At 67.4% G+C, this 24,407-nt stretch carries 25 protein-coding genes and 1 tRNA gene; 17 read left to right on the top strand and 9 right to left on the bottom strand.

The window, feature by feature from the left end:
- Positions 1-15 precede the first annotated feature (15 nt).
- From EBB59_RS00225 to EBB59_RS00235, 3 genes are read right to left on the bottom strand one after another with little or no spacing between them, the layout of a single operon-like run.
- The gene (locus EBB59_RS00225) at positions 16-315 is read right to left on the bottom strand and encodes a hypothetical protein (RefSeq protein WP_122100153.1); all 300 of its coding nucleotides are present in this window, start codon (positions 313-315) and stop codon (positions 16-18) included.
- Entirely contained in the window at positions 312-740 is a 429-nt protein-coding gene (locus tag EBB59_RS00230) for an HIT domain-containing protein (RefSeq protein WP_122100154.1), read from the bottom strand. The genes EBB59_RS00225 and EBB59_RS00230 overlap by 4 nt, the downstream gene beginning before the upstream one ends.
- Positions 737-1,405 (bottom strand): dienelactone hydrolase family protein, encoded by a 669-nt coding sequence (locus EBB59_RS00235; protein WP_122100155.1) that lies wholly within the window; start codon positions 1,403-1,405, stop codon positions 737-739. Before EBB59_RS00235 ends, EBB59_RS00230 begins: the two co-directional genes overlap by 4 nt.
- A 99-nt stretch (positions 1,406-1,504) precedes the next feature.
- Here EBB59_RS00235 and rimO point away from each other — a divergent pair, with 99 nt between their 5' ends.
- Positions 1,505-2,836, top strand: coding sequence for a 30S ribosomal protein S12 methylthiotransferase RimO (gene rimO, locus EBB59_RS00240; protein WP_122100156.1), 1,332 nt, complete (start codon positions 1,505-1,507; stop codon positions 2,834-2,836).
- 111 nt (positions 2,837-2,947) lie between these two features.
- On the top strand, positions 2,948-3,796 hold the full coding sequence (locus tag EBB59_RS00245; RefSeq protein WP_122100363.1) for a DUF3025 domain-containing protein: 849 nt from the start codon (positions 2,948-2,950) through the stop codon (positions 3,794-3,796).
- Here EBB59_RS00245 and greB read toward each other — a convergent pair.
- From greB to EBB59_RS00265, 4 genes are all read right to left on the bottom strand, one after another.
- Positions 3,784-4,287, bottom strand: a complete 504-nt coding sequence (gene greB, locus EBB59_RS00250; RefSeq protein ID WP_122100157.1) for a transcription elongation factor GreB — start codon at positions 4,285-4,287, stop codon at positions 3,784-3,786. The two genes, EBB59_RS00245 and greB, sit on opposite strands and share 13 nt — an antisense overlap.
- Entirely contained in the window at positions 4,287-4,772 is a 486-nt protein-coding gene (locus EBB59_RS00255; protein WP_122100158.1) for a copper resistance protein NlpE, read from the bottom strand. Before EBB59_RS00255 ends, greB begins: the two co-directional genes overlap by 1 nt.
- A gap of 63 nt (positions 4,773-4,835) precedes the next feature.
- On the bottom strand, positions 4,836-6,404 hold the full coding sequence (locus tag EBB59_RS00260) for an AbgT family transporter (RefSeq protein WP_122100159.1): 1,569 nt from the start codon (positions 6,402-6,404) through the stop codon (positions 4,836-4,838).
- Positions 6,401-7,912 (bottom strand): helicase HerA-like domain-containing protein, encoded by a 1,512-nt coding sequence (locus EBB59_RS00265; RefSeq protein WP_122100160.1) that lies wholly within the window; start codon positions 7,910-7,912, stop codon positions 6,401-6,403. The genes EBB59_RS00260 and EBB59_RS00265 overlap by 4 nt, the downstream gene beginning before the upstream one ends.
- Before the next feature lie 110 nt (positions 7,913-8,022).
- Here EBB59_RS00265 and EBB59_RS00270 point away from each other — a divergent pair, with 110 nt between their 5' ends.
- The gene (locus EBB59_RS00270) at positions 8,023-9,579 is read left to right on the top strand and encodes a transglycosylase SLT domain-containing protein (RefSeq protein WP_122100161.1); all 1,557 of its coding nucleotides are present in this window, start codon (positions 8,023-8,025) and stop codon (positions 9,577-9,579) included.
- A gap of 43 nt (positions 9,580-9,622) precedes the next feature.
- Here the strand turns inward: EBB59_RS00270 and asd are convergent, their stop codons facing one another.
- Both asd and EBB59_RS00280 read right to left on the bottom strand, forming a co-directional pair.
- The gene (asd, locus tag EBB59_RS00275; protein ID WP_122100162.1) at positions 9,623-10,474 is read right to left on the bottom strand and encodes an archaetidylserine decarboxylase; all 852 of its coding nucleotides are present in this window, start codon (positions 10,472-10,474) and stop codon (positions 9,623-9,625) included.
- Positions 10,471-11,133 carry an SCO family protein gene (locus EBB59_RS00280; RefSeq protein WP_122100364.1) on the bottom strand — a complete coding sequence of 221 codons (663 nt, stop codon included), beginning with the start codon at positions 11,131-11,133 and terminating at the stop codon, positions 10,471-10,473. The genes asd and EBB59_RS00280 overlap by 4 nt, the downstream gene beginning before the upstream one ends.
- 80 nt (positions 11,134-11,213) lie before the next feature.
- On the opposite strand from EBB59_RS00280, the gene prmB reads away from it, so the two are divergent.
- The 14 genes from prmB (at position 11,214) to EBB59_RS00350 (ending at position 24,326) form a co-directional block, all read left to right on the top strand.
- A complete protein-coding gene (gene prmB, locus EBB59_RS00285; protein WP_122100163.1) occupies positions 11,214-12,143 on the top strand; it encodes a 50S ribosomal protein L3 N(5)-glutamine methyltransferase in 930 nt (309 codons plus the stop codon).
- A complete protein-coding gene (gene aroC, locus EBB59_RS00290; protein ID WP_122100164.1) occupies positions 12,140-13,225 on the top strand; it encodes a chorismate synthase in 1,086 nt (361 codons plus the stop codon). Before prmB ends, aroC begins: the two co-directional genes overlap by 4 nt.
- Before the next feature lie 113 nt (positions 13,226-13,338).
- A complete protein-coding gene (locus tag EBB59_RS00295; protein WP_425451774.1) occupies positions 13,339-14,358 on the top strand; it encodes an aspartate-semialdehyde dehydrogenase in 1,020 nt (339 codons plus the stop codon).
- 20 nt (positions 14,359-14,378) lie between these two features.
- Complete coding sequence (locus tag EBB59_RS00300) at positions 14,379-16,121, top strand: type IV pilus assembly protein FimV (protein WP_122100166.1); 1,743 nt, start codon at positions 14,379-14,381, stop codon at positions 16,119-16,121.
- Between the two features lie 14 nt (positions 16,122-16,135).
- Positions 16,136-16,927 (top strand): tRNA pseudouridine(38-40) synthase TruA, encoded by a 792-nt coding sequence (truA, locus tag EBB59_RS00305; RefSeq protein WP_122100365.1) that lies wholly within the window; start codon positions 16,136-16,138, stop codon positions 16,925-16,927.
- A complete protein-coding gene (locus EBB59_RS00310; RefSeq protein WP_122100366.1) occupies positions 16,924-17,619 on the top strand; it encodes a phosphoribosylanthranilate isomerase in 696 nt (231 codons plus the stop codon). The genes truA and EBB59_RS00310 overlap by 4 nt, the downstream gene beginning before the upstream one ends.
- The gene (gene trpB, locus EBB59_RS00315; RefSeq protein WP_245978856.1) at positions 17,612-18,826 is read left to right on the top strand and encodes a tryptophan synthase subunit beta; all 1,215 of its coding nucleotides are present in this window, start codon (positions 17,612-17,614) and stop codon (positions 18,824-18,826) included. Before EBB59_RS00310 ends, trpB begins: the two co-directional genes overlap by 8 nt.
- Before the next feature lie 8 nt (positions 18,827-18,834).
- Complete coding sequence (trpA, locus tag EBB59_RS00320; RefSeq protein WP_122100367.1) at positions 18,835-19,653, top strand: tryptophan synthase subunit alpha; 819 nt, start codon at positions 18,835-18,837, stop codon at positions 19,651-19,653.
- Between the two features lie 35 nt (positions 19,654-19,688).
- Positions 19,689-20,579 carry an acetyl-CoA carboxylase, carboxyltransferase subunit beta gene (accD, locus tag EBB59_RS00325; protein ID WP_122100168.1) on the top strand — a complete coding sequence of 297 codons (891 nt, stop codon included), beginning with the start codon at positions 19,689-19,691 and terminating at the stop codon, positions 20,577-20,579.
- Complete coding sequence (glmM, locus tag EBB59_RS00330; protein ID WP_122100169.1) at positions 20,576-21,925, top strand: phosphoglucosamine mutase; 1,350 nt, start codon at positions 20,576-20,578, stop codon at positions 21,923-21,925. Before accD ends, glmM begins: the two co-directional genes overlap by 4 nt.
- A gap of 83 nt (positions 21,926-22,008) precedes the next feature.
- The gene (locus EBB59_RS00335; RefSeq protein WP_122100170.1) at positions 22,009-22,959 is read left to right on the top strand and encodes an isopenicillin N synthase family dioxygenase; all 951 of its coding nucleotides are present in this window, start codon (positions 22,009-22,011) and stop codon (positions 22,957-22,959) included.
- Between the two features lie 37 nt (positions 22,960-22,996).
- On the top strand, positions 22,997-23,758 hold the full coding sequence (gene tpiA / locus EBB59_RS00340) for a triose-phosphate isomerase (protein ID WP_122100171.1): 762 nt from the start codon (positions 22,997-22,999) through the stop codon (positions 23,756-23,758).
- Positions 23,759-23,760: 2 nt separating this feature from the next.
- Positions 23,761-24,189, top strand: a complete 429-nt coding sequence (gene secG, locus EBB59_RS00345) for a preprotein translocase subunit SecG (protein WP_122100172.1) — start codon at positions 23,761-23,763, stop codon at positions 24,187-24,189.
- Positions 24,190-24,241: 52 nt separating this feature from the next.
- Positions 24,242-24,326 (top strand) — tRNA-Leu (locus tag EBB59_RS00350).
- The last annotated feature ends 81 nt before the right edge of the window (positions 24,327-24,407 follow it).

Consider the following 24,407-nt stretch of genomic DNA (forward strand, 5'->3'; position numbering starts at 1 on the left):
CCCCCGCGTTCGCGCTCAGCTCCGTTTTTCGTAGGTGACGAAGAAGCCCTGTAGATCGCCGTTTTCGATGTAGGGCTGCACGCTGAGGACGCGATAGCCTTGTGCGTAGAAGGCGCGATGGGCGGCGGTGAGGTCATTGGCCGCGCCGCGGTTGCGAAAGCCCCAGGTGGCATCGACCCAGATCGTCACGGCCGGGCTGTTGGCGGCCGCGGCCTCGGCGGCGGATTTCTCCGGCGACTTGCCGAACAGGCGGGCATGGGCGGTGGGCGTGGTCAGGCAGAGGGCCAGCAGGCAGCCCAGGGCAAGGCGTTTCATAGGGTGTCCTCGAAGGCGAAGGCGGGCAGGTGGGGCGTCAGTTTGTCGGTGAAGGCGGCGCGCGCGGCCTCGTCGCGCGGCTTGGGCGGGTGGACGCCCCAGACCGGTTTCGGCCAGGCGTCGTCACCCGTGAAGCGGGCGATGACGTGTACGTGCAACTGCGCCACCACATTGCCGAGCGCGGCGATGTTGAGTTTGTCCGGCGCGAAGGCGGTGCGCAGCGCGTATGCGGCGGCATCGGTTTCCTTGCGCAACTCGGCGCGCGCGGCGGCGTCGAGATCGATCAGTTCGCGTGCGTTGGCGATGCGCGGTATCAGGATCAGCCAGGGGTAGCGGGCATCGTCCATCAGCCGCAGTTCGCATAACGGCCAGCGGGCGACGGGGCGGGTATCGGCGGCGAGCCGGGGGTCGAGTATGAAGTTCATGCGACAAGGTGATCGAGAAAATCCAGTGTGCGGCGCCAGGCCAGCGCGGCGCTCGCGGCATGGTGGTGGTGTGGATCGACATCGCGGTTGAACGCATGGCCGGCCTGGGCGTAGACGTGCATTCGCGCCTCGGGCCAGGCGTTGCGGTGGCGTTCGATGTCGGCGGGCGGAATCAACGGGTCTCCGCCGCCGAAATGGAACAGCATCGGTGCCCGCAACGGTTCGGCGAGGAACGGGAGGCTGCGCGCACCGTAGTAGGAGACGGCGGGCAGGCCAAGCCGGAGGTTGGCGAGGAGGGCGACGCTGCCGCCCCAGCAGAAACCGATGGCGGCGCAGTGGTGGCCGGTGTCGCTCAGCCGTTCCCGCGCGGCCCGCAGGATGTCGAGCGCGGCATCGAAATCCAGCTCGGCCGCCAGCGCACGGCCGCGCGCCATGCCGATGTCGTCGTAGCCCAGTTCGACCGTGGGCGCCACCGGGTCGAACATCGACGGCGCCAATGCTTCGAAACCGGCCTCGGCGAAACGTTCGGCCACATGGCGAATGTGCGCGTTGGCGCCAAAGATTTCCTGTATCACGATCACCGCGCCGCGCGCGGCGCGGGCCGGCGATGCCCGCCAGGCGCGCACCGGGCCATGGGCGGTGTCGAGCGTGATCCATCCGGGCATGGTCGGGCTCCTGCGGGCGTTGCCGCGATTGTAGACGCGCGGACGGGCGGGTGTGGCGGCGGCACTTATAATCCGCGCCTGTTTCCAGGTGCCAGCGCGATGTCTTTCAGCCAGCCAAAAATCGGTTTCGTCAGCCTGGGGTGCCCGAAGGCGTTGGTCGATTCCGAGCGTATCCTCACCCAGCTCAAGGTCGAGGGTTACGACATCGTGCCGAGCTATGACGATGCCGACGTGGTGGTGGTCAACACCTGCGGTTTCATCGATTCCGCCGTGGCCGAGTCGCTGGACGCCATCGGCGAGGCGATGGCCGAGAATGGCAAGGTGATCGTCACCGGCTGCCTCGGCAAGCGCGAGGCGGTGATCCGCGAAGCGCATCCCGGCGTGCTGGCGATCAGCGGCCCGCAGGACTACGCCAGCGTGATGAAGGCGGTGCACCATGCGTTGCCGCCCAAGCACGATCCATTCCTGGACCTGGTGCCGGATCACGGGCTGAAGCTCACGCCCAGGCACTATGCCTATCTGAAGATTTCCGAAGGCTGCAATCACCGTTGCAGTTTCTGCATCATCCCTTCGCTGCGAGGCGACCTGGTGTCGCGCCCGGTCGATCAGGTGCTGCGCGAGGCCGAGAAGCTGGTGATCGGCGGCGTCAAGGAGTTGCTGGTGGTCTCGCAGGACACCAGTGCTTACGGCGTCGATCTCAAGTACGCGCCGGCCGTGTGGCATGGCCGCGAATACGCCGCCCGGATGAAATCGCTGTGCGAAGGCTTGAGCGAATTGGGCGTGTGGACGCGTCTGCACTACGTCTATCCCTATCCGCACGTCGATGAGGTCATCCCGCTGATGGCCGAAGGCAAGCTGCTGCCGTATCTGGACATCCCTTTCCAGCATGCCAACCCGCGCATCCTGAAGTTGATGAAGCGCCCCGGCGCCATCGACAAGACGCGCGAGCGCATCCGGCGCTGGCGGGACATCTGCCCGGAGATCACGATCCGCAGTACGTTCATCGTCGGTTTCCCGGGCGAGACCGAGCAGGAGTTCGAGGCGCTGCTCGATTTCCTCGAGGACGTTCAGCTCGATCGCGTCGGCGCCTTCGCCTATTCGCCGGTCGAGGGCGCGGCGGCGAACGATCTGCCCGATGCCGTGCCGGAGGAGGTGAAGCAGGAGCGTCTGGCCCGCTTCATGGAATTGCAGTCGCGCATTTCCGAGGAAAAGCTCGCGGCGAAAGTTGGCACGACGCAGCGCTGTCTGGTGGATGCCATCGATGGCGAATTGGCCATCGCCCGCTCGATGACCGATGCGCCGGAGATCGACGGCCTGGTGCAGATTCAGGATGGTTTCGCGGCTGGCCTGAAGCCGGGCGGGTTCGTCGATGTCGAGATCATGGGCAGCGACGAGCATGACTTGTATGGCGAAGTCGCTTACGACGACTGATCCGCTCGTCTTCGCGCGGCGGGGCTGGCTGCGGAGTCTTGTCCGGCTGCCCGCGGGGCGGTTTTGCGGCATTGCCTTGCCGATGGCGATGCCGGCGGGCGGGCGCGGGCCGTGAGCCGGCGCCGCTTCATCGCCCCGGCGCGTGGCGAGGTGGAGCCGGCGCGCTTCGATCATCCGATCCATGCCGGCTACGCCGGGTTCCGTCATTGGCTGACGGCGCCGGCCTGGCCCGGTCTCGATACGCTCAACGCGGCGCTGCCGCTGCCGGAGCGCCGCTTCATCGAACAGACGCGCGCCGTTCTCGATGACGGCCTGCATTACGAAACCCGTATCGCCGAGCGAGGGCGGATCGCCACCCGCGCGCGGAACTGGCATGACCTGTTCAACGCCATGATCTGGTGCCGCTGGCCGGCGATCAAACAGGCGTTGAACGCGCGCCAGTGCTTGCACATTGCCGCGATGGGGCCGCGCCAACGCAATCGTGCGCAGTATGCGTTGACTCAGTTCGACGAGGCTGGAGTGATCGTGCGCCTGCGCGAGCCGTCGTTGCTTTCGCGCTGGGATGCGCACGACTGGCCGGCGCTGTTCCATCGCCATGCCGAGGCGTGGAAGCGCGGCGATATCGCCATCGCGGCGGTGATCGGCCATGCGTTGCTGGAACATGCGCTGGTTCCCGCGCAGTTCGTGGTGGGGAAGGCGTTAGTGGTACGGGGCGAGGGCGACGACGCGGCCTGTGTCGCGCGTATCGCCGGGGCGATCGAACGGGGCGAATGCCTCGACGACCCGCTGGAATTGCGCCCGCTGCCATTGTCGGGCGTGCCGGGCTGGCATCCCGGGCAGACGCTTTCTTTTTACGAAGAGGCCGCATGTTTCCAGCCGGTGAGAGAAGGCCGGAGATACCCGCCGCCGTGCCGGTTGGAAGCGCCGGGTCGGGCCGGCGGCGTGGCTCAGCCGGGATAGCTCACTTCGACGATGACGAAGCGCGCCGCGCCGCCGGGCAATTCGGCGCTGAATTCGTCATCGATGCGTTTTTTAAGCAATGCCCGGGCCAGTGGCGAATCGATGCTGATGTGGCCGAGTTTCGCATCGGTCTCGTCCGGGCCGACGATACGGTAGCGCAGGCATTCGCCGTCCGCCACGCGTTCGAGTTCCACTTCCGCGCCGAAGAACACCGCCCGCGGATCGCTGGGTGTCGTGTCCACTACTTTCAGTGCGGGGATGCGCTTGGAGAGATAGCGCACGCGGCGGTCGATTTCCCCGAGCTGCTTCTTTCGATAGGTGTATTCGGCGTTTTCGCTGCGGTCGCCCTCGGCGGCGGCGGCGGCCAGCGCTTTGACGACCTCCGGGCGTCGCGCGCGCCAGAGGTCGTCGAGTTCGGCTTTGAGTCTGGCGTGGCCCCCGGCTGTGATCAGCGCCGTGCTGCCCGACGCCGGGGGCCGCCAGCGGGACATCAACCGCGCTTGAGTGTGTAGTTCATGCCGCCTTCGGCGCGCTTGCCGTCCGCCCCCACTAGGGTGATCGCATCTTTGCCGTCAACCGCGAAGTGCTTGCCGGTGTCGTCGGCTTTTTCGGGCGTGAGCGTGATCATGCCATCGGCCAGCGCCCATTTGCCGGCGGATTCGAAGGTGCCGTCCTTTTGATCCTGATAGACCTCTTTCAGCTTATAGCTGCCATCGGCGTTGAGGGTGAGCGTGGTATCGATGCCGGGGCAACTGGCGCAGGGCAGGGTGGCGCTGAAGGTGCCGGCGAGATCGGCGGCGGCTGGCGCGTCGGCGGTGGGAGCTTCGACGGCAGGCGCGGCTTCGGCGGGTGGAGCGGCTTCAGCCGGTGCTTCAATCGGCGCGGGGACGTCGATCGCTGGTTCGGCCGGTTTCTGGCAGGCGGAAAGCGCGAGGAGGGTGGCGCTGGCAAGTAGTGCGATCCGGATTGGCTGCATGGGTCCGACTCTTCTTGTTGCGAAAGGGCCTCGGAGTCTACAAGCGGAGGCGTTGTTTTTTCGTCAAGCCGCGGTCTTGCCCGCCGGTACGTATTGAAGCGGGGCGCCCGGGCCGATTGGCAGGTCGAATCCCATCCAGAATGCGAACAATACCGTCCAGCCGATCAGGAAGACGATCGAATAGGGCAGCATCACCGCGATGACCGTGCCGATGCCGGCTTTCGGTTCGTAACGCTGGAGGAAGGCGATGATCAGCGCGAAGTAGCTCATCATCGGCGAGATGATGTTGGTGACGGAGTCGCCAATGCGGTACCCCACCTGGGTCAGTTCCGGCGAATAGCCCAGCAGCATGAACATCGGCACGAATACCGGGGCCATCAGCGCCCATTTGGCCGATGCCGACCCCATGAACAGGTTGGCCAGCGCGGTGAGCAGGATGAAGCCGGCGAACAGCACGATGCCGGGCAATTGCATCTGGATGAGCAAGTCCGCGCCTTTCACCGCGAAGATCAGGCCCAGCTGCGTCCAGTTGAAGAAGGCGACGAACTGCGCGGCGAAGAACGTCAGCACCAGATAGACGCCCAGCGTGGACATGCTCTTGCCCATGCCGTTGATGACGTCGGCATCGCTTCCGACCGTGCCTGCGCCGACGCCGTAGGCCACGCCGGCGACCAGGCCGTAGAGGAAGATGACGGCCACGATGCCGCTCAGGAAGGGCTTCAGCGAATCGAGCAGTTTTTCCTGGCCGGCCAGGCGCAGGAAGCCGTCATCCGGCACGGTGCCCCACAGGATCAACCCGGTGAGCAGTGCCGTGGCGACGCCCGCATAGACGAGGCCGCGCTTTTCCGCGGCGCTGATCGGTTCGATTTCGTCGCCTTGGTTGCTCGTCTCGGGCGCGTCGGGGAAGCGCCGGGCAACGAAGCGTTCAGTCACCCACCAGCCCAGCCCGGTGACGAGGAAGGTGGAGACGATCATGAAGTACCAGTTCGCCGCCGGGTTCACCGTGTAAGCGGCATCGACGATGCGCGCGGCCTCCTGTGACAGGCCGGCCAGGAGCGGGTCGATGGTGCCGAGCAGCAGGTTGGCCGAATAGCCGCCGGACACCCCGGCGAACGCCGCGGCCATGCCGAGGATGGGATGACGGCCCGCGGCCAGGAACACCATGCCCGCCAACGGCACCAACAATACGTAACCGATCTCGCTGGCCATGTTCGACATCACGCCGGCGAACACCATCACCGGAGTCAACAGGAAGCTCGGCGCGGTCAGCACCAGTTTGCGCAGCGCGGCGCCGATCAGCCCGGAGTGCTCGGCCACGCCGATGCCGATGAGCGACACCAGTACCGTGCCGAGCGGGGCGAAGCTGGTGAAGTTGGTGACTAGCGAATCGAGGATGCGTTGCAGGCCCTCCACGGTCATCAGGTTGACGGGTCTGATGGTCTCGCCGGTGGTCGGGTGCGGCACCGAGATGTGGAACTGCGAGGCGATCCACGACAGCGCCACCACCGCGAGCGCGAGCAGGGCGAACAGCGTGGCGGGGTGCGGCAGCGCGTTGCCGCCTTTCTCGACGATGTTGAGAAAACGGTCGATGGCGGAGGCGCGGCGCGGCGCGTCGGCCGCCTGGCCGCTCATCGACGGCCTCCGAAAATGCCGCCCAGCACGCCGCGCAGGATCTGCCGGCCCATCCGGTTGCCGACCGTGCGCGCGGTCTGTTTCGCCATCGTTTCCAGCATGCCCTGGCGGCGTTTGGTGCCGAACACCGCGTCCTTGATCGCCTGGCCGAAGCCGCTTTCCTCGGCTTCGTCCTGTTCGCGGCTGCGGGCCGGCGGCGCATCGGCCCGCTCGGCCAGCGTCGTGGCTTTTTTCGTAAGTATCTCGAAAGCGGATTCGCGGTCGATGGTCTGGTCGTACCCCGCGCCCACCGGGCTGCCGGCGCGCACCTGGGCGCGCTCGGTCTCGGTGATCGCGCCGAGGCGGCAGCCGGGCGGGGCGATCAGCACCCGTTCGACCGGCATCGGCACGCCCTTGTCCTGCAGCATCGAGACCAGCGCCTCGCCGGTGCCGAGCTGCGAGATGGTGTCGGCGACATCGAGGTTCGGATTGGTGACGAAGGTTTCCGCCGCCGTCCGCACCGCCTTCTGGTCGCGCGGGGTGAAGGCGCGCAGGGCGTGCTGCACGCGGTTGCCCAACTGGCCGAGGATGTTGTCCGGCACGTCGTTGGGGAATTGCGAGCAGAAATACACGCCGACGCCCTTGGAGCGGATGATCCGCACCACCTGCTCCACCCGTTGCTTGAGGGCGGACGGCGCGTCGTTGAACAGCAGGTGCGCCTCGTCGAAGACGAACACCAGCTTCGGTTTTTCCAGGTCGCCGACTTCGGGCAACTGCTCGAACAGTTCGGACAACAGCCACAGCAGGAAGCTGGAATACAGGCGTGGTTTCAGGATCAACTGGTCCGCGGCGAGGATGTTGACGATGCCCCGGCCATCGGTGCGGGTGCGCATGAGATCGGCCAATTGCAATGCCGGTTCGCCGAAGAATTCGTCGCCGCCTTCCTGTTCCAGCCGCAGCAGCGCGCGCTGGATGGCGCCGACCGACTGCGTGCTGACCAGGCCGTAGCGAGTGGAGATGTCCTTGCGCTCGTCGGCGACCAGGCCGAGCAGGGCGCGCAGGTCCTTGAGGTCGAGCAGCAGCAGGCCGCGGTCGTCGGCCAGCTTGAACACGATGTCGAGCACGCCCGATTGCGTGTCGTTGAGTTCAAGGATGCGCGAGAGCAGCAGTGGCCCCATTTCGCTGACCGTGGTGCGGATCGGGTGGCCGGCCTTGCCCCACAGGTCCCAGAACACCACCGGGTTCGGCTGCTGCGCGTAATCACCGATGCCGATCTCGGCCACGCGCTGGCTGATTTTCTCGTTCGGCGTGCCGGCCATCGCCAGGCCGGCGACATCGCCCTTCACGTCGGCCAGGAACACCGGCACGCCAAGCTTGCTGAAGCCTTCGGCCAGCGTCATCAGCGTCACCGTCTTGCCGGTGCCGGTAGCGCCGGCGACCAGGCCGTGGCGGTTGCCGAACTTGGGTAGCAGGAAGACGTTGCCGCTGTCGGGCGTGGTGACGGACTTGCCGACGAGGATCGGATTCATGCGCGTTTCCGGTCTGGGTATGAATGCCGGCGATTCTATGCGCTCGCCGTGGTTGTCGCTGTGCAGACGGGCGAGTACCCTGCCTCGTCACTCGTCCCCCGGTTGCCTCGATGCCCCCAGTTGCACGCGTCGTTTTTTCCGTTTCTCCGCTGCTCCTGGCCATTGCCGGCACCCTGGCCCCGCCGGTCCATGCGCAACGCGTGTCGAGGGCCGCGCGGGCGCTGCTGGAGCAGGCCGCCGCCGCCGAGGCGCGCTTCAACGCCGCCGAGAGCGCGGACGAGCGCGACGCGGCCGTGGTCGCGCTGGAGCGGGTGATCGAACAGTGCGGCAAACAGCGCGGCTGTCCGGTGCCGAATCTGATGCCCGCCTACAAGCGCATGCTGCGGGCCGACCGCGAGGCGCGCGCGCCCGAAGCCTTGGACGAGGGCGACGAGGACGAGAACCCGATCAACATCGCCGGTGATGCGGTGCCGGCCGAGGCCACCGCCGACGCCCTGCTCGACGAGCGCAACAGGCGTTTCGTGCAGATGGTGAAGTTCAACCCCGCGGTGCAGGCCGGTATCCGCCGCTGGCTCACCGACATGCGCCCGGCGCTGATGGAAAGCTACGTCAATTATCAGTATCTGCGTCCGCACATGGCGCCGGCCTTCCGGCACGCCGGTCTGCCGGAGGCGTTGTTGTTCGGCATCATGGCCAAGGAGTCCAACGGCAAGGTGCATGCCACCTCGCGCGCCGGCGCCGGTGGGCCGTTGCAGTTCATGCCGGCCACGGGCCGCCGCTTCGGCCTGGGCGGCGACGGTACCGGCTTCGATACCCGCTACGACCCGCGGATGGCTTCCGAGGCCGCCGCCGCCTACCTGCTGGAGCGCTACGCGCAGTTGAACGGCAGCATCGAGATGTCGCTGGCGGCCTATAACGGCGGCGAGGGCAGGGCGCTGCGCATCCACAACCAGAACGGTGGACGCAATTTCTGGGACGTCAGCGTCTACGACCAGTTCCCGGCCGAGACCAAGGACTACGTGCCGATGGTGATCGCGGCCGCCTGGTTGTATCTGCACCCTTCCGAATATGGCCTGCGCTTCCCGCGCACCTGGGGCGCGGGCCGCTCCACTCAGCTTCAGCTAAAGCGCGCCACCAGCATCAACGAGCTGACCATTTGCCTCGGCAACGCCCGTGGCACCAATGGCTACCAGCGCGCGCTGCGCAACCTCAACCCGCGCTACAAGCCCGGCGACTGGTTGCCGCAGGGCGCTGCGCTGACGGTGACCCATACCATCGCCTCGCTTTACGGCCGTTATTGCGTCAATGGCCGGCGCGCCGAGACCGCGCGCCAGTTGATCAACAGCGATGTCAGCAGCGCGCTGGTGCGGGTGGGCGAATTAGAGCAGCGCGCCGTCGGCGCCGTGGCGCCGAGCGCACCGGCCGCGGTGGTGCCGGCGAATCCGGCGGAGCGGCCGCAAGCGCCAGCCGCGTCGGCGAAACCCGTCGCTTCGCCCAGGCCGCGGCCGGTGCGTGATCACCGCGTCGCGCGTGGCGAGACCCTGGCCGGAATCGCCCGCCGATACCAATGCGATACGAAAGTATTGGCGGCCGCCAACGGCATCAAGGGGCCGCGCTACACGATCCGGCAGGGGCAGTCGATCAGACTGGCAGGCTGCGGCAAATAAGCTTGGCTGGCATGGGCGTCGGCCGGTGCGTCGCGTTTGTCGCTCAGGCCGCGTTGGTCAGCGTCGCCAGCCGTTCGCCGAGTCGCACCGGGCTTTCGGCGCGCAGGCCGGGCGAGAGTTCGGCCAGGCCCGGAGGCAGCAGGGTGATCACGGTGCTGCCGTAGTTGAAGCGGGCCATCTCGTCGAAGCGTTTCAGCTCGATATGGCGGTCGCGCCAGTCCTTGCGCACGAGGCGGTCGCCGTATTCCGGTACTTCCACCCCGCCCCACACGGTCTCGATGCCGGAGACCAGCAGCGCGCCGACCATGATCTGCGCCATCGGCCCGAACGCGGTTTCGAAATGGCAGACCAGCCGTTCGTTGCGGGCGAACAGCCGCGGCACCGATTTCACCGCATCGGCGCCGACCGAGAACAGCCGGCCGGGCACGTGTACGGTTTCGAGCAGGCGGGCGTCGCAGGGCATGTGTACCCGGTGGTAGTCGCGCGGCGAGAGATAGATCGTGGCGAACAGGCCGTCCGCGTAGGGCAGGGCCGATTCCGCATCGCCCAACAGCTCGGCGGCGGTGAACGATTGGCCCTTGGCCTGGAAGATGCGGCCCCGCTCGATCGCCCCGCACTGGCTGATGTGGCCGTCGGCCGGCATCAGCAATGCGCGTGGATCGGCCTCGGCGATGCGCGCGCCCTTGCGCAGCGCGCGGGTGAAGAAGGCATTGAAGCTGGGATAGGCATGCGGGTCCGGCTCGGCGGCCTCGCCCATGTCGACACCGAAGCGGGCGATCACCGCATCGATCAGGCGCTGCTTGATCGCCGGGTTTTTCGAATACGCCAGCCCCCGCGCGGCCGATGAAAGCAGGCGGTGCGGCAGAACGTAGGTCAGTGCGGTCAACGGACTCATTGGGCTGCTTCGGACTCGGACAGGGCGATGAAGTCACGGGCGATCTTGTCCGGCGCCAGGCTGTGGCTGGCCGGGTCGGGCTGGATCACCCCGGCCATCCGCGCTTGCGGGTCCAGCACCGCCAGCGCGGCGGAATGATCGACCGAATAACGATCGGGATGCGCGCTGTCGGTCGGCGGTTGCTTCATGAACACCAGCGACAGGCTGCGGGCGAAGTTTTCCAGCTTCGGCAACTCCCCGGTGGCGGCGATCGTGTCGGGATGGAAGGCGTGGGCATATTTGCCGGTCAACTCCGGCGTGTCGCGCTGGGGGTCGACAGAGACGAACAGCACGCGCGGGCGGCTGGCGGCCGGCAGCGCTTCCCACTGTTTCTGCGCCAGCTTCAACTGCGCCAGCGTGGTCGGGCAGATGTCGGGGCAGTGGGTGAAGCCGATGAACACCAGCGTCCAGTGGCCTTTCAGCGATTCGTTGGTCAGCGCCTGGCCGTCATCGCGAATCAACTCGAACGGCGGCAACTCGCGCGGGGTATCGAAGCGCTTGACCGTTTCCAGCGCCGGGCCGGACGGGGTGGCCGGGCCGCTGAATATCCGTGCGCCGGCGAACAGGCCGGCGGCCACGGCGGCGAGGGCGACGATGATGAGGGTGGTGCGGTTGAACATGGCGGTTCCAGCGGTGAAATCGTCGGTCATCATAGCGGGGCGTGGCTATACTGGCCGCTGCATTCAGCTAGACCGACACCGTGAACGCCGACGCCGCGCGAGACCTCCGTACCCTGATCGATTTCATCCGTTTCGGCGCCAGCCGTTTCAACGCCGCGGGCCTCACCTTCGGCCACAGCTACGACAACGCGCTGGACGAGGCCACCCAGTTGGTGCTGCATGCGCTGCATCTGCCGCATGATCTTTCGCCGGTCTACGGCCAGTCACGGCTGACCGGGGCGGAAAAGGCCGACATCCTCGAACTGTTCCGCCGTCGCATCGAGGAACGCGCCCCGGCGGCTTACCTCACAGGCGAGGCGTGGTTCGCCGGGCTGTCGTTCAAGTCCGACCCGCGCGCTCTGGTGCCGCGCTCGCCGATCGCCGAGTTGATCGAAGCCGGCTTCGAGCCGTGGCTCGGGGGCCGTGAGGTGCGCCGGGCGCTCGACATCTGCACCGGCTCGGGCTGCATCGCCATCGCGATGGGGCATTACCAGCCGAACTGGCGGGTCGATGGCGTGGACATCAGCGACGAGGCGCTGGCCTTGGCCGAGGAAAACCAGGCGCGGCTGATGGCCGGCAACGTGCGTTTCCTCAAGTCCGACCTGTTCGGCGCGGTGGCGGGCGAGCGGTACGAATTGATCGTCACCAACCCGCCTTACGTCACCCACGCCGAGACCGATGCGTTGCCGCCGGAATACGCGCACGAGCCGGAGCTCGGCCTGCGCGCCGGCGACGATGGCCTCGATTTGGCATTGCGCATCCTGCGCGACGCGCCCGACCATCTGACCGAAAACGGCCTGCTGGTCTGCGAAGTCGGGGAAGCCGAGCGCGCGCTCGTCGAGCTGCTGCCGGAACTGCCCCTGGCCTGGGTCGAGTTCAAGGTCGGGCAGATGGGGATTTTCGTCGCCGAACGCGCCGATCTGCTGGCCCATCGCGCCCGCATTGCGGCGCTGGTCGCCGCGCGCGAATGAACACCTTCGGCCGATTGCTGCGCGTCACCACCTTCGGCGAGTCGCACGGGCCGGCCATCGGTTGCGTGATCGATGGCTGCCCGCCCGGCATCGCCCTTGCGCCGGAAGATTTCGCGCATGACTTGGCGCGCCGCGCCACCGGTCGTTCGCGCCACACCTCGCAGCGCCGCGAGGCCGACGAGGTCGAGATACTGTCCGGGGTGTACGCGGGGACGACCACCGGCACGCCGGTCGCGCTCCTGATCCGCAACGTCGATGCGCGCAGCAAGGATTACGGCGCCATCGCCCGCCAGTTCCGCCCCGGCCACGCCGATTACGCTTACTGGCAGAAATACGGCCATCGCGATCCGCGCGGCGGGGGCCGCTCCAGCGCGCGCGAGACGACGATGCGCGTGGCCGCCGGCGTTATCGCGAAAAAATGGCTCGGCGAGCGCTTCGGCGTAACCGTGCGCGGGCATCTGGCGCGGCTGGGCGAGATCGTCCCGAATGCGCACGATTGGTCGGTGGTCGAGGACAACCCGTTCTTCTGGCCGGATGCCGCGCAACTGGGCGAGCTGGAAAGTCGCATGGATGCGCTGCGCAAGTCCGGCGATTCGGTCGGCGCCCGGGTGGCGGTCGAGGCCATCGGTGCGCCGCCGGGCTGGGGCGAGCCGGTCTACGGCAAGCTCAGCGCCGAGATCGGCGCGGCGATGTTCTCGATCAACGCGGTCAAGGGCGTCGAGATCGGCGATGGCTTCGATTCGGTGGCGCAGAAGGGCAGCGAGCACCGCGACCTGATGCGCGCCGATGGCTTCGAGAGCAATCATGCCGGCGGCATCCTCGGCGGCATCTCCACCGGGCAGCCGATTCGCGTCGCCGTTGCCTTCAAGCCGACGGCCAGTCTGCGCCTGCCGGCGCCGACGCTGGACGTGGACGGTGAGGAGGTGGAGATCGTCACCACCGGCCGCCACGATCCCTGCGTCGGCATCCGCGCCACGCCGATCTGTGAGGCGATGCTGGCGTTGGTGTTGATGGATCACGCGCTGCGGCATCGCGCGCAATGCGGCGACGTGGGCGAGGTCGCGCCCCGGCTCACGGGATGAACCAGGCGGCATCGGGCGGCGAGCGTTCCGGCGGCGGCCCGAAAGCGGCTTGTGCGATGCGGAAAAATAGGGCGTAATCGCCCACGGTAAAAACCGTTCCAAGGCAGATGGCCATGAGTAGCAAGAAGTTCACCGTCGCGGTCGTGGGCGCCACCGGCGCCGTTGGCGAAACCATGTTGTCGATCCTGGCCGAACGCAGGTTCCCGGCCGATGAAGTGATCGCGTTGGCCAGCGAGCGTTCGGCCGGCAGCGAGGTGAAGTTCGGCGACGAGGACATCGAAGTGCGGGATCTCGCCACGTTCGATCCGACCGGCGTCGACATCGCGCTGTTCTCGGCGGGCGGCTCGATCAGCCAGGAATACGCACCGAAGTTCGCCGCGGCGGGGGCCGTGGTGATCGACAACTCCTCGGCCTTCCGCTACGACGACGACGTGCCGCTGGTGGTGAGCGAAGTGAATCCGGAGGCGGCGAAAACCCGTCCGCGCGGCATCATCGCCAACCCTAACTGCTCGACCATGCAGATGCTGGTGGCGCTCGGCCCGATCCACCGCGAGGTTGGCATCGAGCGGATCAACGTGGCGACCTACCAGTCCACTTCCGGCGCGGGCCGCAGCGGCATGGAGGAACTGGGCCGGCAGACCGCGGAATTGCTCAATTTCCAGACGCCGGCGCCGAAGAAGTTCCCGGTGCAGATCGCCTTCAACCTGATCCCGCACATCGACGAGTTTCTCGACAACGGCTATACCCGGGAGGAGATGAAACTGGTCTGGGAGACGCGCAAGATTCTCGGCGACGATTCGATCCAGGTGAATCCGACCGCGGTGCGGGTGCCGGTGTTCTACGGTCATTGCGAGGCGGTGAACGTGGAGACCCGTGTCGCGATCACGGCTGAAGCGGTGCGTGCCCTGCTGCGGCAATCGCCGGGCGTGGAGGTGGTGGACGAACCCGTGGCCGGCGGCTACCCGACGCCGGTGACGCACGCTTCCGGCAACGACCCGGTCCATGTCGGTCGTATCCGCCAGGATTTCTCGCATCCGCGCGGCATCAACCTGTGGATCGTCGCCGACAACATCCGCAAGGGCGCCGCGCTCAACGCCGTGCAGATCGCCGAACTCGTTGCCAGCGAGTGCTGAACCCGACTGGAGTACCGCCAATGAAGGGGAAGCTGATCAAATCGATACTGCTGGCCGCCACGCTCGCGTTGATGTCCGCGTCGGCGTGGGCGCTGGGGCTTGGCCAACTCAAGTTGAAGTCGAAGTTCAACGAGCCGCTCCTGGCCGAGATTCCCATCGTCAGCAACGATCCCGGCGAGCTGGAGCGTCTACAGGCGCGCCTGGCCTCACCCGAGACCTTCCTGCGCGTCGGTCTGCCGCTGCCGGACAAGATGGTGTCCGACTTGCAATTCGCCATCGCCCGCGATGCCGGTGGCAAGCCATTCATCCGCGTCACCAGCGCGGTACCGGTGGGAATGCCGATGCTGACCTTCCTGCTGGAAGTGGACTGGGGCGATGGCCGCCTGGTGCGCGAATATTCCGTGCTGGTGGCCGAACCGGAAACGGTGGCGGCGGCGAGTCAGCCGGAGATCGAGGCGCCGCTGGTGCCTGACTCCAATCTGGTCCAGCGCGATACGGCGGAGCCTGCCCCGGCCGAGTCGATGCCACCGCCACCGCCTGCCACGCCGGCGCCCGCCCCCCGGCGGTCGGCGGGCGCGGTGACGCCCAAGGTCACCGGCGCCGCCGCGGTATTGCGGGTGCGCAGCGGGCAGACCCTGTCCGGCATCGCCGCCGGCTTGCGCGCGCCGGGCCAATCGCTCTCGGCGGTGATGGCCGCCTTGGTGCGCGACAACCCCGGTGCCTTCATTGGCGGTAATCCCCACCGCCTGCTTGCCGGCGCGAAATTGAATACGCCGGATGCCGCCGCCGTCGCCGCCACCGCGGACGATGGCACGCTCACGGAGCTGCGGGCGCAGCTCACGCAGTGGCGGCGGCGCGGTTCGCGCGTTGCGCCGGCGGTCGACATCGCCAGCGCCGCGCCGGCTGACCGGCCTAAGGCGCGGACCACCAGCCGTGTCGCCCGGCGCGCGCGCGAGGCGCGGCTGGAGATCGCCACCAGCACGGCCGCGACCAGCGCGGCGGCCGCCGCAGGAGCCGCCTCGGGTGGCAAGGGAGAAGCCAAGATGACCCAGCAATTGCAGGAAGCCCGCGAGACCATCGCCACCCGCGACGCCGAAGTCGCCGAACTGAAGGCGCGCGTGGCCGAACTGGAAAACCTGCAAAAACAGCAGGCCCAGTTGATCCAGATGAAAGACGGCGAACTGTCCAGCGCCCAGCAGGCCTTGCGCCAGCGCCGAGAGGCCGAGCCGGCCGCCACGGGCGGGACGCCGTGGTTCTTGCTGGCGGTAGTGTTGGCGCTGGTGGCGCTTGCCGGCCTGTTCTGGGGCTGGTGGCGCCGCCGCCGCGGGCAGACCCGGTCCGAAAGCGACGCCCTGCCGAGTTTCGCCCGTGCTCAGCATGTCTCGCCGGATGCACCGGCCACCGAAGCCGCCCCGCTTGAGGATGAAGAAACTCCGCCGCCGCCATTCGGGCAGCCCGACGCGACCGAGCCTTCGTCCTCTCGGGAGCCGTCGGCGCAGGAGAGCTCGCCTTCGTGGACGGGGCGGCCAGCGGCGGTGACGCCGTTGACCTCCGTCGCCGGCACATGGTCGCCGCCGCAGGTATCGGCGAATGATGCCGCCACCTCGGCTTCCGATGTCGGTGACGAACGCCTGGCCCTCGCGGAGACCTACCTAGAACTCGACGACCAAGCCACGGCACGCATGCTGTTGCAGCAGGTGATCGACGAAGGCGCGCTCACCGATGCCGCCCGCGCGCGGCAATTGCTGGACCGGCTCGATTAGTGGGCCTCAGCACCTTGCCGGTCCGCCACGCACTCGGCATCGAATACCAGGGCAGTCGCTATCTGGGCTGGCAACGCCTGGGCGAGCGCGGCCCCACCCTGCAACAAGCGCTGGAGCGGGCGATTTCCGTTGTGGCCGACGAGCCGGTTGAAACCGTCTGCGCGGGCCGTACCGATGCCGGCGTCCATGCGCGCTGCCAGGTGGTGCATTTCGATTCCCGCGCGGTGCGCGACCCGCGCGGCTGGGTGCTGGGCATCACCGCCAACCTGCCGCCCGACATGGCGGTGCGCTGGTGCGTGCCGGTGGCCACGGATTTCAGCGCGCGCTTTTCGGCGCATGCAAGGCGATACCGCTACCGCATTCTTAATCGTTCAGTGCGGCCCGGTTTCGATAGGCAGTACCTGGGATGGGAGCGGCGGCCGCTCGATGCCGCATTGATGCATCATGCCGCGCAGGCATTGGTGGGCGAACACGATTTTTCCGCGTTCCGCACCGTGCACTGCCAGGCCGCGCATGCGCGGCGCAACCTACGGGAGATATCGGTGAGTCGCAGGGACGACGATGTGGTGGTGATCGAAGTGCAGGCCAATGCTTTTCTCCACCACATGGTGAGGAACATCGTCGGTTCACTGATTCCGGTGGGGGCGGGCGAACGGCCGGCGAGCTGGATGGCCGCGCTGCTGGCGGGGCGCGACCGCACCCAGGCCGGGCCGACCGCGCCGGCGGCCGGGCTTGCCTTCCTCCATCCCCTCTACGCGCCGTCATGGGGATTGCCGGCGGAAGTGACCGCAACGGTGGCGGCATGAAGACCACGTCGGTACGTACCCGGATCAAGTTCTGCGGCTTCACCCGCGCCGGCGACGTGCGTCTGGCCTGCGAACTGGGCGTGGATGCGATCGGGCTGGTGTTCGCCGAGGGCAGCCCGCGCAAGCTGCAAGTGGAGGAGGCGCGGGCGTTGCGCCAGGGCGTGATGCCGCTGGTCAGCGTGGTCGCGCTGTTCATGGACAACCCGCCCGAGCAGGCGCGCGAAGTGGTGCGCATCCTGCGTCCCAACGTACTGCAATTCCACGGCAACGAGGACGACAGCTTTTGCCGCAGCTTCGGCCTGCCGTACATCAAAGCGATTCCGATGGGCGAGGGCGGCGGCATCGACCCCTTGGCGATGCACGCGCGCTGGCCGCATGCGTCGGCTTTTCTGTTCGATGGCCACATCGCCGGCGGGCAGGGCGGCAGCGGGCGGACGTTCGACTGGGCCAGACTGCCGGCCGACAGCACCAAGCCGGTGATGGTGGCGGGGGGACTCAGCATCGACAACGTGCACGGGCTGGTCACCACCCGCGCGCCCTGGGCGGTCGACGTGGCTTCGGCGATCGAATCGGCCCCGGGCATCAAGGATGGCGATAAAATGCGCAAATTCGTTGCCGAGGTTCACCGTGCCGATTGCGAAAACGAACACGAATCCGGATACCGCTGGCCCACGCCGGGAGGCTGTGGCTGAGGGTGTCATCGATTACCACGCCTTTCCCGACGCCACCGGCCATTTCGGCCGTTTCGGCGGACGCTTCGTCGCCGAGACGCTGATCGGCCCGCTGGAGCGGCTCGCCGCCGCCTACGACGAGGCGCGGCATGATCCGGCCTTCCAGCGCGCCTTCGACGAAGACCTGGCGCACTACGTCGGCCGGCCCAGCCCGATCTATTTCGCCCAGCGCCTATCGCGCGATGTCGGTGGCGCGCGCATTCTTTTCAAGCGCGAAGACCTCAACCACACCGGCGCGCACAAGATCAACAACACCATCGGCCAGGCGCTGCTCGCCAGCCGGATGGGCAAGACCCGGATCATCGCCGAGACCGGCGCCGGCCAGCATGGCGTAGCCAGCGCCACCGTGGCCGCCCGGCTCGGGCTGGAATGCGTGGTCTACATGGGCGCTACCGACATCGAGCGGCAGAAGGCCAACGTCTGGCGGATGAATCTGCTCGGCGCCACCGTGGTGCCGGTGAAATCCGGCTCGGCCACGCTGAAGGACGCGCTGAACGAAGCGATGCGCGACTGGGTGACGAACGTCGCCGACACTTTCTACATCATCGGTACCGTCGCCGGGCCCGATCCGTATCCGCGGATGGTGCGCGATTTCAACGCGGTGGTCGGGCGCGAGGCGCGCGCGCAGATGCTGGCCGAATACGGCCGCCTGCCGGATGCGGTGACGGCGTGCGTCGGCGGCGGCAGCAATGCCATCGGCCTGTTCCACGCCTTTCTCAACGACCGCGCGGTGCGCATCGTCGGCGCCGAAGCGGCGGGCGAGGGTATCGCTTCCGGCCATCACGCCGCCTCGCTGGCGGCCGGGCGTCCCGGCGTGCTGCACGGCAACCGCACTTACGTGCTGTGCGATGACGAAGGCCAGATCAAGGAAACCCATTCGATCAGCGCCGGCCTGGACTATCCCGGCGTCGGCCCCGAGCACGCCTTCTTGAAGGACACCGGCCGCGCCGAATACCTCGGCGTCACCGACGACGAGGCGCTCGCCGCCTTCCACCGATTGGCGCGCACCGAGGGCATCCTCGCCGCGCTGGAATCCAGCCACGCCATTGCGCAGGCAATCGAGCTGGCGCGGGAAATGCCGAACGACGCCATCGTTCTGTGCAACCTCTCCGGGCGCGGCGACAAGGACGTGCATACCATCGCCGCGCATGAGGGGATCGAACTATGAACGCGACGATGAGCCGGCTGCAAACCCGTTTCGCCGAACTTCAAGCGCGCGGCCGCAAGGCGCTCGTGCCGTTCGTGACCGCCGGCGATCCGGCGCTGGAGGCGACGGTGTCGGTGATGCATGCGCTGGTCGAGGCCGGCGCCGACGTCATCGAACTGGGCGTACCGTTCTCCGACCCGATGGCCGATGGCCCGGTGATCCAGCAGGCGTCCGAGCGCGCCATCGCCCGTGGCGCGGGGCTGGGGCATGCCCTGGCGGCGACGCGTGAATTCCGTCGCCGCGATGCCGATACGCCGGTGGTGTTGATGGGCTATCTGAATCCGGTCGAGATCCGTGGCGCCGAGGCTTTCGCTCGCGAGGCGGCCGATTGCGGCATTGACGGCGTGCTCCTCGTCGATCTGCCGCCCGAAGAGGCCGGCCCGTTCCGCGCGGCTTTCGGCGCGGCCGGCATCGCCTTGATCTGGCTGGCTTCGCCGACCACCGAAGCGGCTCGCCTGGCCATGCTGAACGAGATCGCCGAGGGGTATCTCTATTACGTCAGCTACGCCGGCGTGACCGGTGCCGACCGCCTCCATGCCGGGGATGCCGGCGCCCGGCTGGCGTCGATTCGCGTCGATTCGCCGGTGCCGGTACTGGCGGGCTTCGGCATCAAGGATGCCGAAAGCGCCGCCGCGATGGCGAAATCCGCCGACGGTGTGGTGGTCGGCAGCGCGCTGGTCGCGGCACTCGCCGAGGCGCGCGACCCCGCCGCCGCCGCGCGCCGCGCCGCTGACTTCCTGGCCCCGTTACGTGCGGCACTGGATGGTGGCGAGGCCACGCTGAGCTAAACTGGCCCGCTGACTCAAGGCTGGATCAAGCACGCATGTCCTGGCTCAAGAAACTCACGTCTTCCCGTATCCGAACCGAAGGCGCCGGCGAACGCAAGCGCAACGTGCCGGAAGGTCTGTGGGAGAAATGCGACCGCTGCGGCGCGGTGCTGTACCGCCCGGAGCTGGAGGCCAATCTCGAAGTCTGCCCGAAGTGTGGCTTCCACAGGCCCATCCGCGCGCGCGCGCGCCTGGCGGCCTTCCTCGACACCGGCAGCGGCAGGGAGATCGGCGCGAAACTCGGCCCGACCGACGTGCTGAGGTTCAAGGATCAGAAGAAGTACGCCGAGCGCATCAAGATCGCGCAGAAAAACACCGGCGAGCGCGACGCACTGGTGACGATGGAAGGATTGTTGAAAGGCCGGCCAGTGGTCGCCAGCGCTTTCGATTTCGCCTTCATGGGCGGCTCGATGGGTTCGGTCGTGGGCGAGCGCTTCACCCTGGGCGCCGAGCGTGCGGCCGAGCTTGGCGCGCCGTTCGTCAGCTTTTCGGCCAGTGGCGGCGCGCGCATGCAGGAAAGCCTGTTTTCGTTGATGCAGATGGCCAAGACCTCGGCGGCGCTGGGCCGGCTGCGCGCCCGGGGGCTGCCGTTCTTCTCGGTGATGACCCACCCGACTACCGGCGGCGTGTCGGCCAGCTTCGCCATGCTGGGCGACGTCAATATCGCCGAGCCGGAGGCGCTGATCGGTTTCGCCGGCCCGCGCGTGATCGAGCAGACCGTGCGCGAGAAGCTGCCGGAAGGCTTCCAGCGCAGCGAATTCCTGCTCGAACATGGCGCCATCGACCAGATATGCGACCGCCGCCAACTGCGCGAGCGCATCGCCGATCTCGCCGCACTGCTCATGAAACAGCCGCACCCGCCGGAAGACACGGAACTCGTTGCATGACTCGTCAATACTTTGGTACCGATGGCATTCGCGGCCGCGTCGGCAGCGCGCCGATCTCCGCCGATTTCGTGCTGCGCCTCGGTAATGCCTACGGCCACGTCCTGCGCCAGCGCCTCGGCGAGGGATGGCGCAAGCCGATGGTGGTGATCGGCAAGGACACCCGCATCTCCAACTACATGTTCGAGGCGGCGCTGGAAGCCGGTCTGGTCGCGGCCGGCGTCGACGTGCAACTGATGGGACCGATGCCGACGCCCGCCGTCGCGCATCTCACCCGCTCGCTGCGCGCCGATGGCGGCATCGTGATCTCGGCCTCGCACAATCCGCACCACGACAACGGCATCAAGTTCTTTTCGGCCGAGGGCGAGAAACTCGACGACGCCGCCGAACTGGCGATCGAGGCGGCGCTCGAACAGCCGTTTTCCACCGTCTCTTCCGACCAGCTCGGCAGGGCGGTGCGCGTGCGCGACACCGTTGGCCGCTACGTCGAGGCTTGCAAGAATTCGGTACCGAAGGGGTTCGATCTCGACGGCATGCACGTCGTCGTCGATTGCGCCAACGGCGCCAATTACCAGCTTGGGCCGCTGGTGCTGCGCGAACTGGGCGCCCGTGTCGATGCCATTGGCGTGGCGCCGAACGGGCTGAACATCAACGATGGCGTCGGCTCGACCCATCCGGAACGGCTGGCCGCGGAAGTGCGCGCACTTGGCGCGGCGCTCGGCATCGCCTTCGATGGCGACGGCGACCGCGTGCTGTTCGTCGATGGCGATGGCCATGTCCGCGACGGCGACGACCTGCTGTACGTCCTGGCCCGGGACTGGCAGCGCAGCGGGCGGCTGCGTGGGCCGGTGGTCGGCACGCTGATGAGCAACTACGGGCTGGAAAAAGCGCTCAACGACGCCGGCATCGGCTTCCTGCGGGCAAAGGTGGGCGACCGTTACGTACACCAGATGCTGCTGGAAGAGCAGGGTGTGCTGGGCGGCGAAGCCTCCGGTCATTTGCTTTGCCTGGACCGCACCAGCACCGGCGACGGCATCATGGCCGCGCTGCAAGTGTTGGAAGTGCTGGGGCGTCGCGGCGTGTCTCTGGCCGAAGCCTTGAGTGGCATGCGCAAGCTGCCGCAGAAGACCGTCAACGTGCGCTACGAGCCGGGCCGTAAGCCGGCCGAGGCCGACGGCGTGCAAGCCGCCCTGCGCGAAGCGCAATCCCGTGTGGTGGGGCGCGGCCGTGCCTTCCTGCGGCCCTCGGGCACCGAACCGGTGGTGCGGGTGACGGTGGAGGCCGACGACGAAACCCTGATGCGCGAAACGCTGGAAGCACTGGCCGAAGCGGTGCGCGCGGCGGCTTGAGTGGCGCGCATGCCGGGCCGTTCGTGGAGGCGGGCTGCCGGCCTACAATAGGCGGCTCGCCCGAACATTTCCGTCGCAACGCCATGAGCCGTATTCCCAGCCTCGACATCCGCCGCTTCAATCAACCGACCAATGCCGAAGACCGCGCGGCTTTCGTGCGGGAACTTTCCGATACCTATCGGGAGTGGGGCTTTGCCGGCATCCGCGGGCATGGTATCGACAACGCCTTGATCGATGCCGCCTATGCCGATTTCATGGCCTTCTTCGCCCTGCCGGACGCGACCAAGCGGAAATACCATCTGCCCGGGCGGGGCGGCGCGCGTGGCTACACGCCGTTCGGGATCGAGACCGCCAAGGATGCGCAGCATTACGATCTCAAGGAGTTCTGGCATGTCGGGCGGGAAATTCCGCGCGATTCGAAACATGCCGAGGTGATGCCGGCCAACGTCTGGCCAGAGGAAGTGCCGGGCTTCCGCGAGCACGGTTACGCGTTGTACCAGGCGCTGGACAGCCTCGGTTCGCAGGTGCTCTCGGCGTTGGCGGTTTCGCTCGGCTTGCCGGCGGACTGGTTCGCCGACAAGACCGATTCCGGCAACTCGATCCTGCGCCCGATCCACTACCCGCCGATCACCACGCCCGAGGTTCCCAACGTGCGCGCCGGCGCGCACGAGGACATCAACCTCATCACGCTGCTGGTCGGTGCCAGCGCCGCGGGGCTGGAGGTGCTTTCGCGTAAGGGCGAATGGGTGCCGTACACCGCCGAGGAAGGCACCATCGTGGTCAACATCGGCGACATGTTGCAACGGCTCACCAACCATGTGTATCCCTCGACCACACACCGCGTGGTCAACCCCCCGGGCGAGGAGGCGCGCCAGCCGCGCTATTCCACCCCGTTCTTCCTGCACCCGAACCCGGATTTCCTGATCGACGTGCTGCCACAATGCGTCAGCGCGGACAATCCCAGCCGGTATCCTCAGCCGATCACCGCGCACGGCTATCTGCTGGAGCGCCTGCGCGAGATCAAGTTGGCTTGAGCGCCAGCGCCGCCCCGACACTTAACTAGGACATGACATGCGCAAAAAAATCGCTGCCGGCAACTGGAAATTGAATGGTGACCGCGCTTTCGCGCACGAACTGGTCGGCGCGCTCCAGGCGCCGGTCGCCGGGCAGGGCGTCGAGGTGTTGCTGTTCCCGCCGGTGGCCTATCTGGCCGAACTGGTCGCCAGGCACGATGGCGCCGGCATCGGTTTCGGCGCGCAGGATGTCAGCGCGCACGACAAGGGCGCCTACACCGGGGAGATATCGGCGGCGATGCTGAAGGACATCGGCGCGACTCACGTACTGGTCGGCCATTCCGAGCGTCGTCAATATCACGGCGAGCGCAGCGAAATCGTCGCGAAGAAGTTCGCGGCGGCGAAGGCGGCGGGCATCGTGCCGGTACTGTGCGTCGGCGAGACGCTGGAAGAGCGCGAGGCCGGCAGGACCGAGGCATGTATCGCCGAGCAACTCGACGCGGTGTTCGCGGAGCTGGGCGATGCCGCGCTGGCCGGCGCCATCGTCGCTTACGAACCGGTCTGGGCGATCGGTACCGGCAAGACCGCCACGCCGAAGCAGGCCGAGGCCGTGCATGCCTTCATCCGTGGCGAAGCGGCGCGCCGTGATGCTAAAATCGCCGGCTCGCTACCGATCCTCTATGGCGGCAGCGTCAAGGCCGACAACGCCGCCCAGCTGTTCGCGCAGCCGGATGTCGATGGCGGGCTGGTCGGCGGAGCCTCCCTGGTTGCCGCCGAATTCAACGGCATCACCGCGGCCGCGGTGGCCTCACGGAATTGATCATGCTGCTCTGGGTTATCAACATTTTCTACGTGCTGGTCGCGATCGCCATGATCGCGCTCATCCTCATGCAACGCGGCGCGGGGGCCGCGGCCGGCTCCGGTTTCGGTGGCGGCGCTTCGGCCACCGTATTCGGTGCGCAGGGCTCGGCCAACTTCCTTTCCAAATCCACCAAGTGGCTGGCGGTGGCTTTCTTCGGCATGACACTCGGCATGGCCTGGATGCATATGCAGAATGCCCGGGGCACGCAGCAGCGCCAGAGCGATCTCGGTGTGATGGGGCAGACGGCGCCGGCCGCGCCCGGACAGAATCCGTCGCCCGCGGCACCGGCGATCCCGAGCGCGCCTTCGGTGCCGGCGGCACCCGCGCAGCAGGCGGCGCCGGCGGAAAATACGCGGGATGCGGCGAAGGATTCGCCGCAAAAACCATAAATCGGATTACAATACTCGCTTCCCGACGCATAGTGAATGCGGAAGGAAACTTGCCCAGGTGGCGGAATTGGTAGACGCACTACCTTGAGGTGGTAGCGGCTTAGGTCGTAGGGGTTCGAGTCCCCTCTTGGGCACCATTTTTCACGTATCCGGGGCCTCCTGAGGCCCGGATGCACAATAGCCACGCCGCGTCCCTCGCGCGGCCTAGCCGACGAGAA

The sequence above is a fragment of the Solilutibacter pythonis genome (assembly GCF_003697345.1).
Lineage (GTDB): Bacteria > Pseudomonadota > Gammaproteobacteria > Xanthomonadales > Xanthomonadaceae > Solilutibacter > Solilutibacter pythonis.

Excerpts from the sequence above, each read along its gene's own strand:
- EBB59_RS00225 (WP_122100153.1), bottom strand. The coding sequence starts at position 315 with ATGAAACGCCTTGCCCTGGGCTGCCTGCTGGCCCTCTGCCTGACCACG.
- EBB59_RS00230 (WP_122100154.1), bottom strand. The coding sequence starts at position 740 with ATGAACTTCATACTCGACCCCCGGCTCGCCGCCGATACCCGCCCCGTC.
- EBB59_RS00235 (WP_122100155.1), bottom strand. The coding sequence starts at position 1,405 with ATGCCCGGATGGATCACGCTCGACACCGCCCATGGCCCGGTGCGCGCC.
- rimO (WP_122100156.1), top strand. The coding sequence starts at position 1,505 with ATGTCTTTCAGCCAGCCAAAAATCGGTTTCGTCAGCCTGGGGTGCCCG.
- greB (WP_122100157.1), bottom strand. The coding sequence starts at position 4,287 with ATGTCCCGCTGGCGGCCCCCGGCGTCGGGCAGCACGGCGCTGATCACA.
- EBB59_RS00255 (WP_122100158.1), bottom strand. The coding sequence starts at position 4,772 with ATGCAGCCAATCCGGATCGCACTACTTGCCAGCGCCACCCTCCTCGCG.
- EBB59_RS00260 (WP_122100159.1), bottom strand. The coding sequence starts at position 6,404 with ATGAGCGGCCAGGCGGCCGACGCGCCGCGCCGCGCCTCCGCCATCGAC.
- EBB59_RS00265 (WP_122100160.1), bottom strand. The coding sequence starts at position 7,912 with ATGAATCCGATCCTCGTCGGCAAGTCCGTCACCACGCCCGACAGCGGC.
- EBB59_RS00270 (WP_122100161.1), top strand. The coding sequence starts at position 8,023 with ATGCCCCCAGTTGCACGCGTCGTTTTTTCCGTTTCTCCGCTGCTCCTG.
- asd (WP_122100162.1), bottom strand. The coding sequence starts at position 10,474 with ATGAGTCCGTTGACCGCACTGACCTACGTTCTGCCGCACCGCCTGCTT.
- EBB59_RS00280 (WP_122100364.1), bottom strand. The coding sequence starts at position 11,133 with ATGTTCAACCGCACCACCCTCATCATCGTCGCCCTCGCCGCCGTGGCC.
- aroC (WP_122100164.1), top strand. The coding sequence starts at position 12,140 with ATGAACACCTTCGGCCGATTGCTGCGCGTCACCACCTTCGGCGAGTCG.
- EBB59_RS00295 (WP_425451774.1), top strand. The coding sequence starts at position 13,339 with ATGAGTAGCAAGAAGTTCACCGTCGCGGTCGTGGGCGCCACCGGCGCC.
- EBB59_RS00300 (WP_122100166.1), top strand. The coding sequence starts at position 14,379 with ATGAAGGGGAAGCTGATCAAATCGATACTGCTGGCCGCCACGCTCGCG.
- EBB59_RS00310 (WP_122100366.1), top strand. The coding sequence starts at position 16,924 with ATGAAGACCACGTCGGTACGTACCCGGATCAAGTTCTGCGGCTTCACC.
- trpA (WP_122100367.1), top strand. The coding sequence starts at position 18,835 with ATGAGCCGGCTGCAAACCCGTTTCGCCGAACTTCAAGCGCGCGGCCGC.
- accD (WP_122100168.1), top strand. The coding sequence starts at position 19,689 with ATGTCCTGGCTCAAGAAACTCACGTCTTCCCGTATCCGAACCGAAGGC.
- glmM (WP_122100169.1), top strand. The coding sequence starts at position 20,576 with ATGACTCGTCAATACTTTGGTACCGATGGCATTCGCGGCCGCGTCGGC.
- EBB59_RS00335 (WP_122100170.1), top strand. The coding sequence starts at position 22,009 with ATGAGCCGTATTCCCAGCCTCGACATCCGCCGCTTCAATCAACCGACC.
- tpiA (WP_122100171.1), top strand. The coding sequence starts at position 22,997 with ATGCGCAAAAAAATCGCTGCCGGCAACTGGAAATTGAATGGTGACCGC.
- secG (WP_122100172.1), top strand. The coding sequence starts at position 23,761 with ATGCTGCTCTGGGTTATCAACATTTTCTACGTGCTGGTCGCGATCGCC.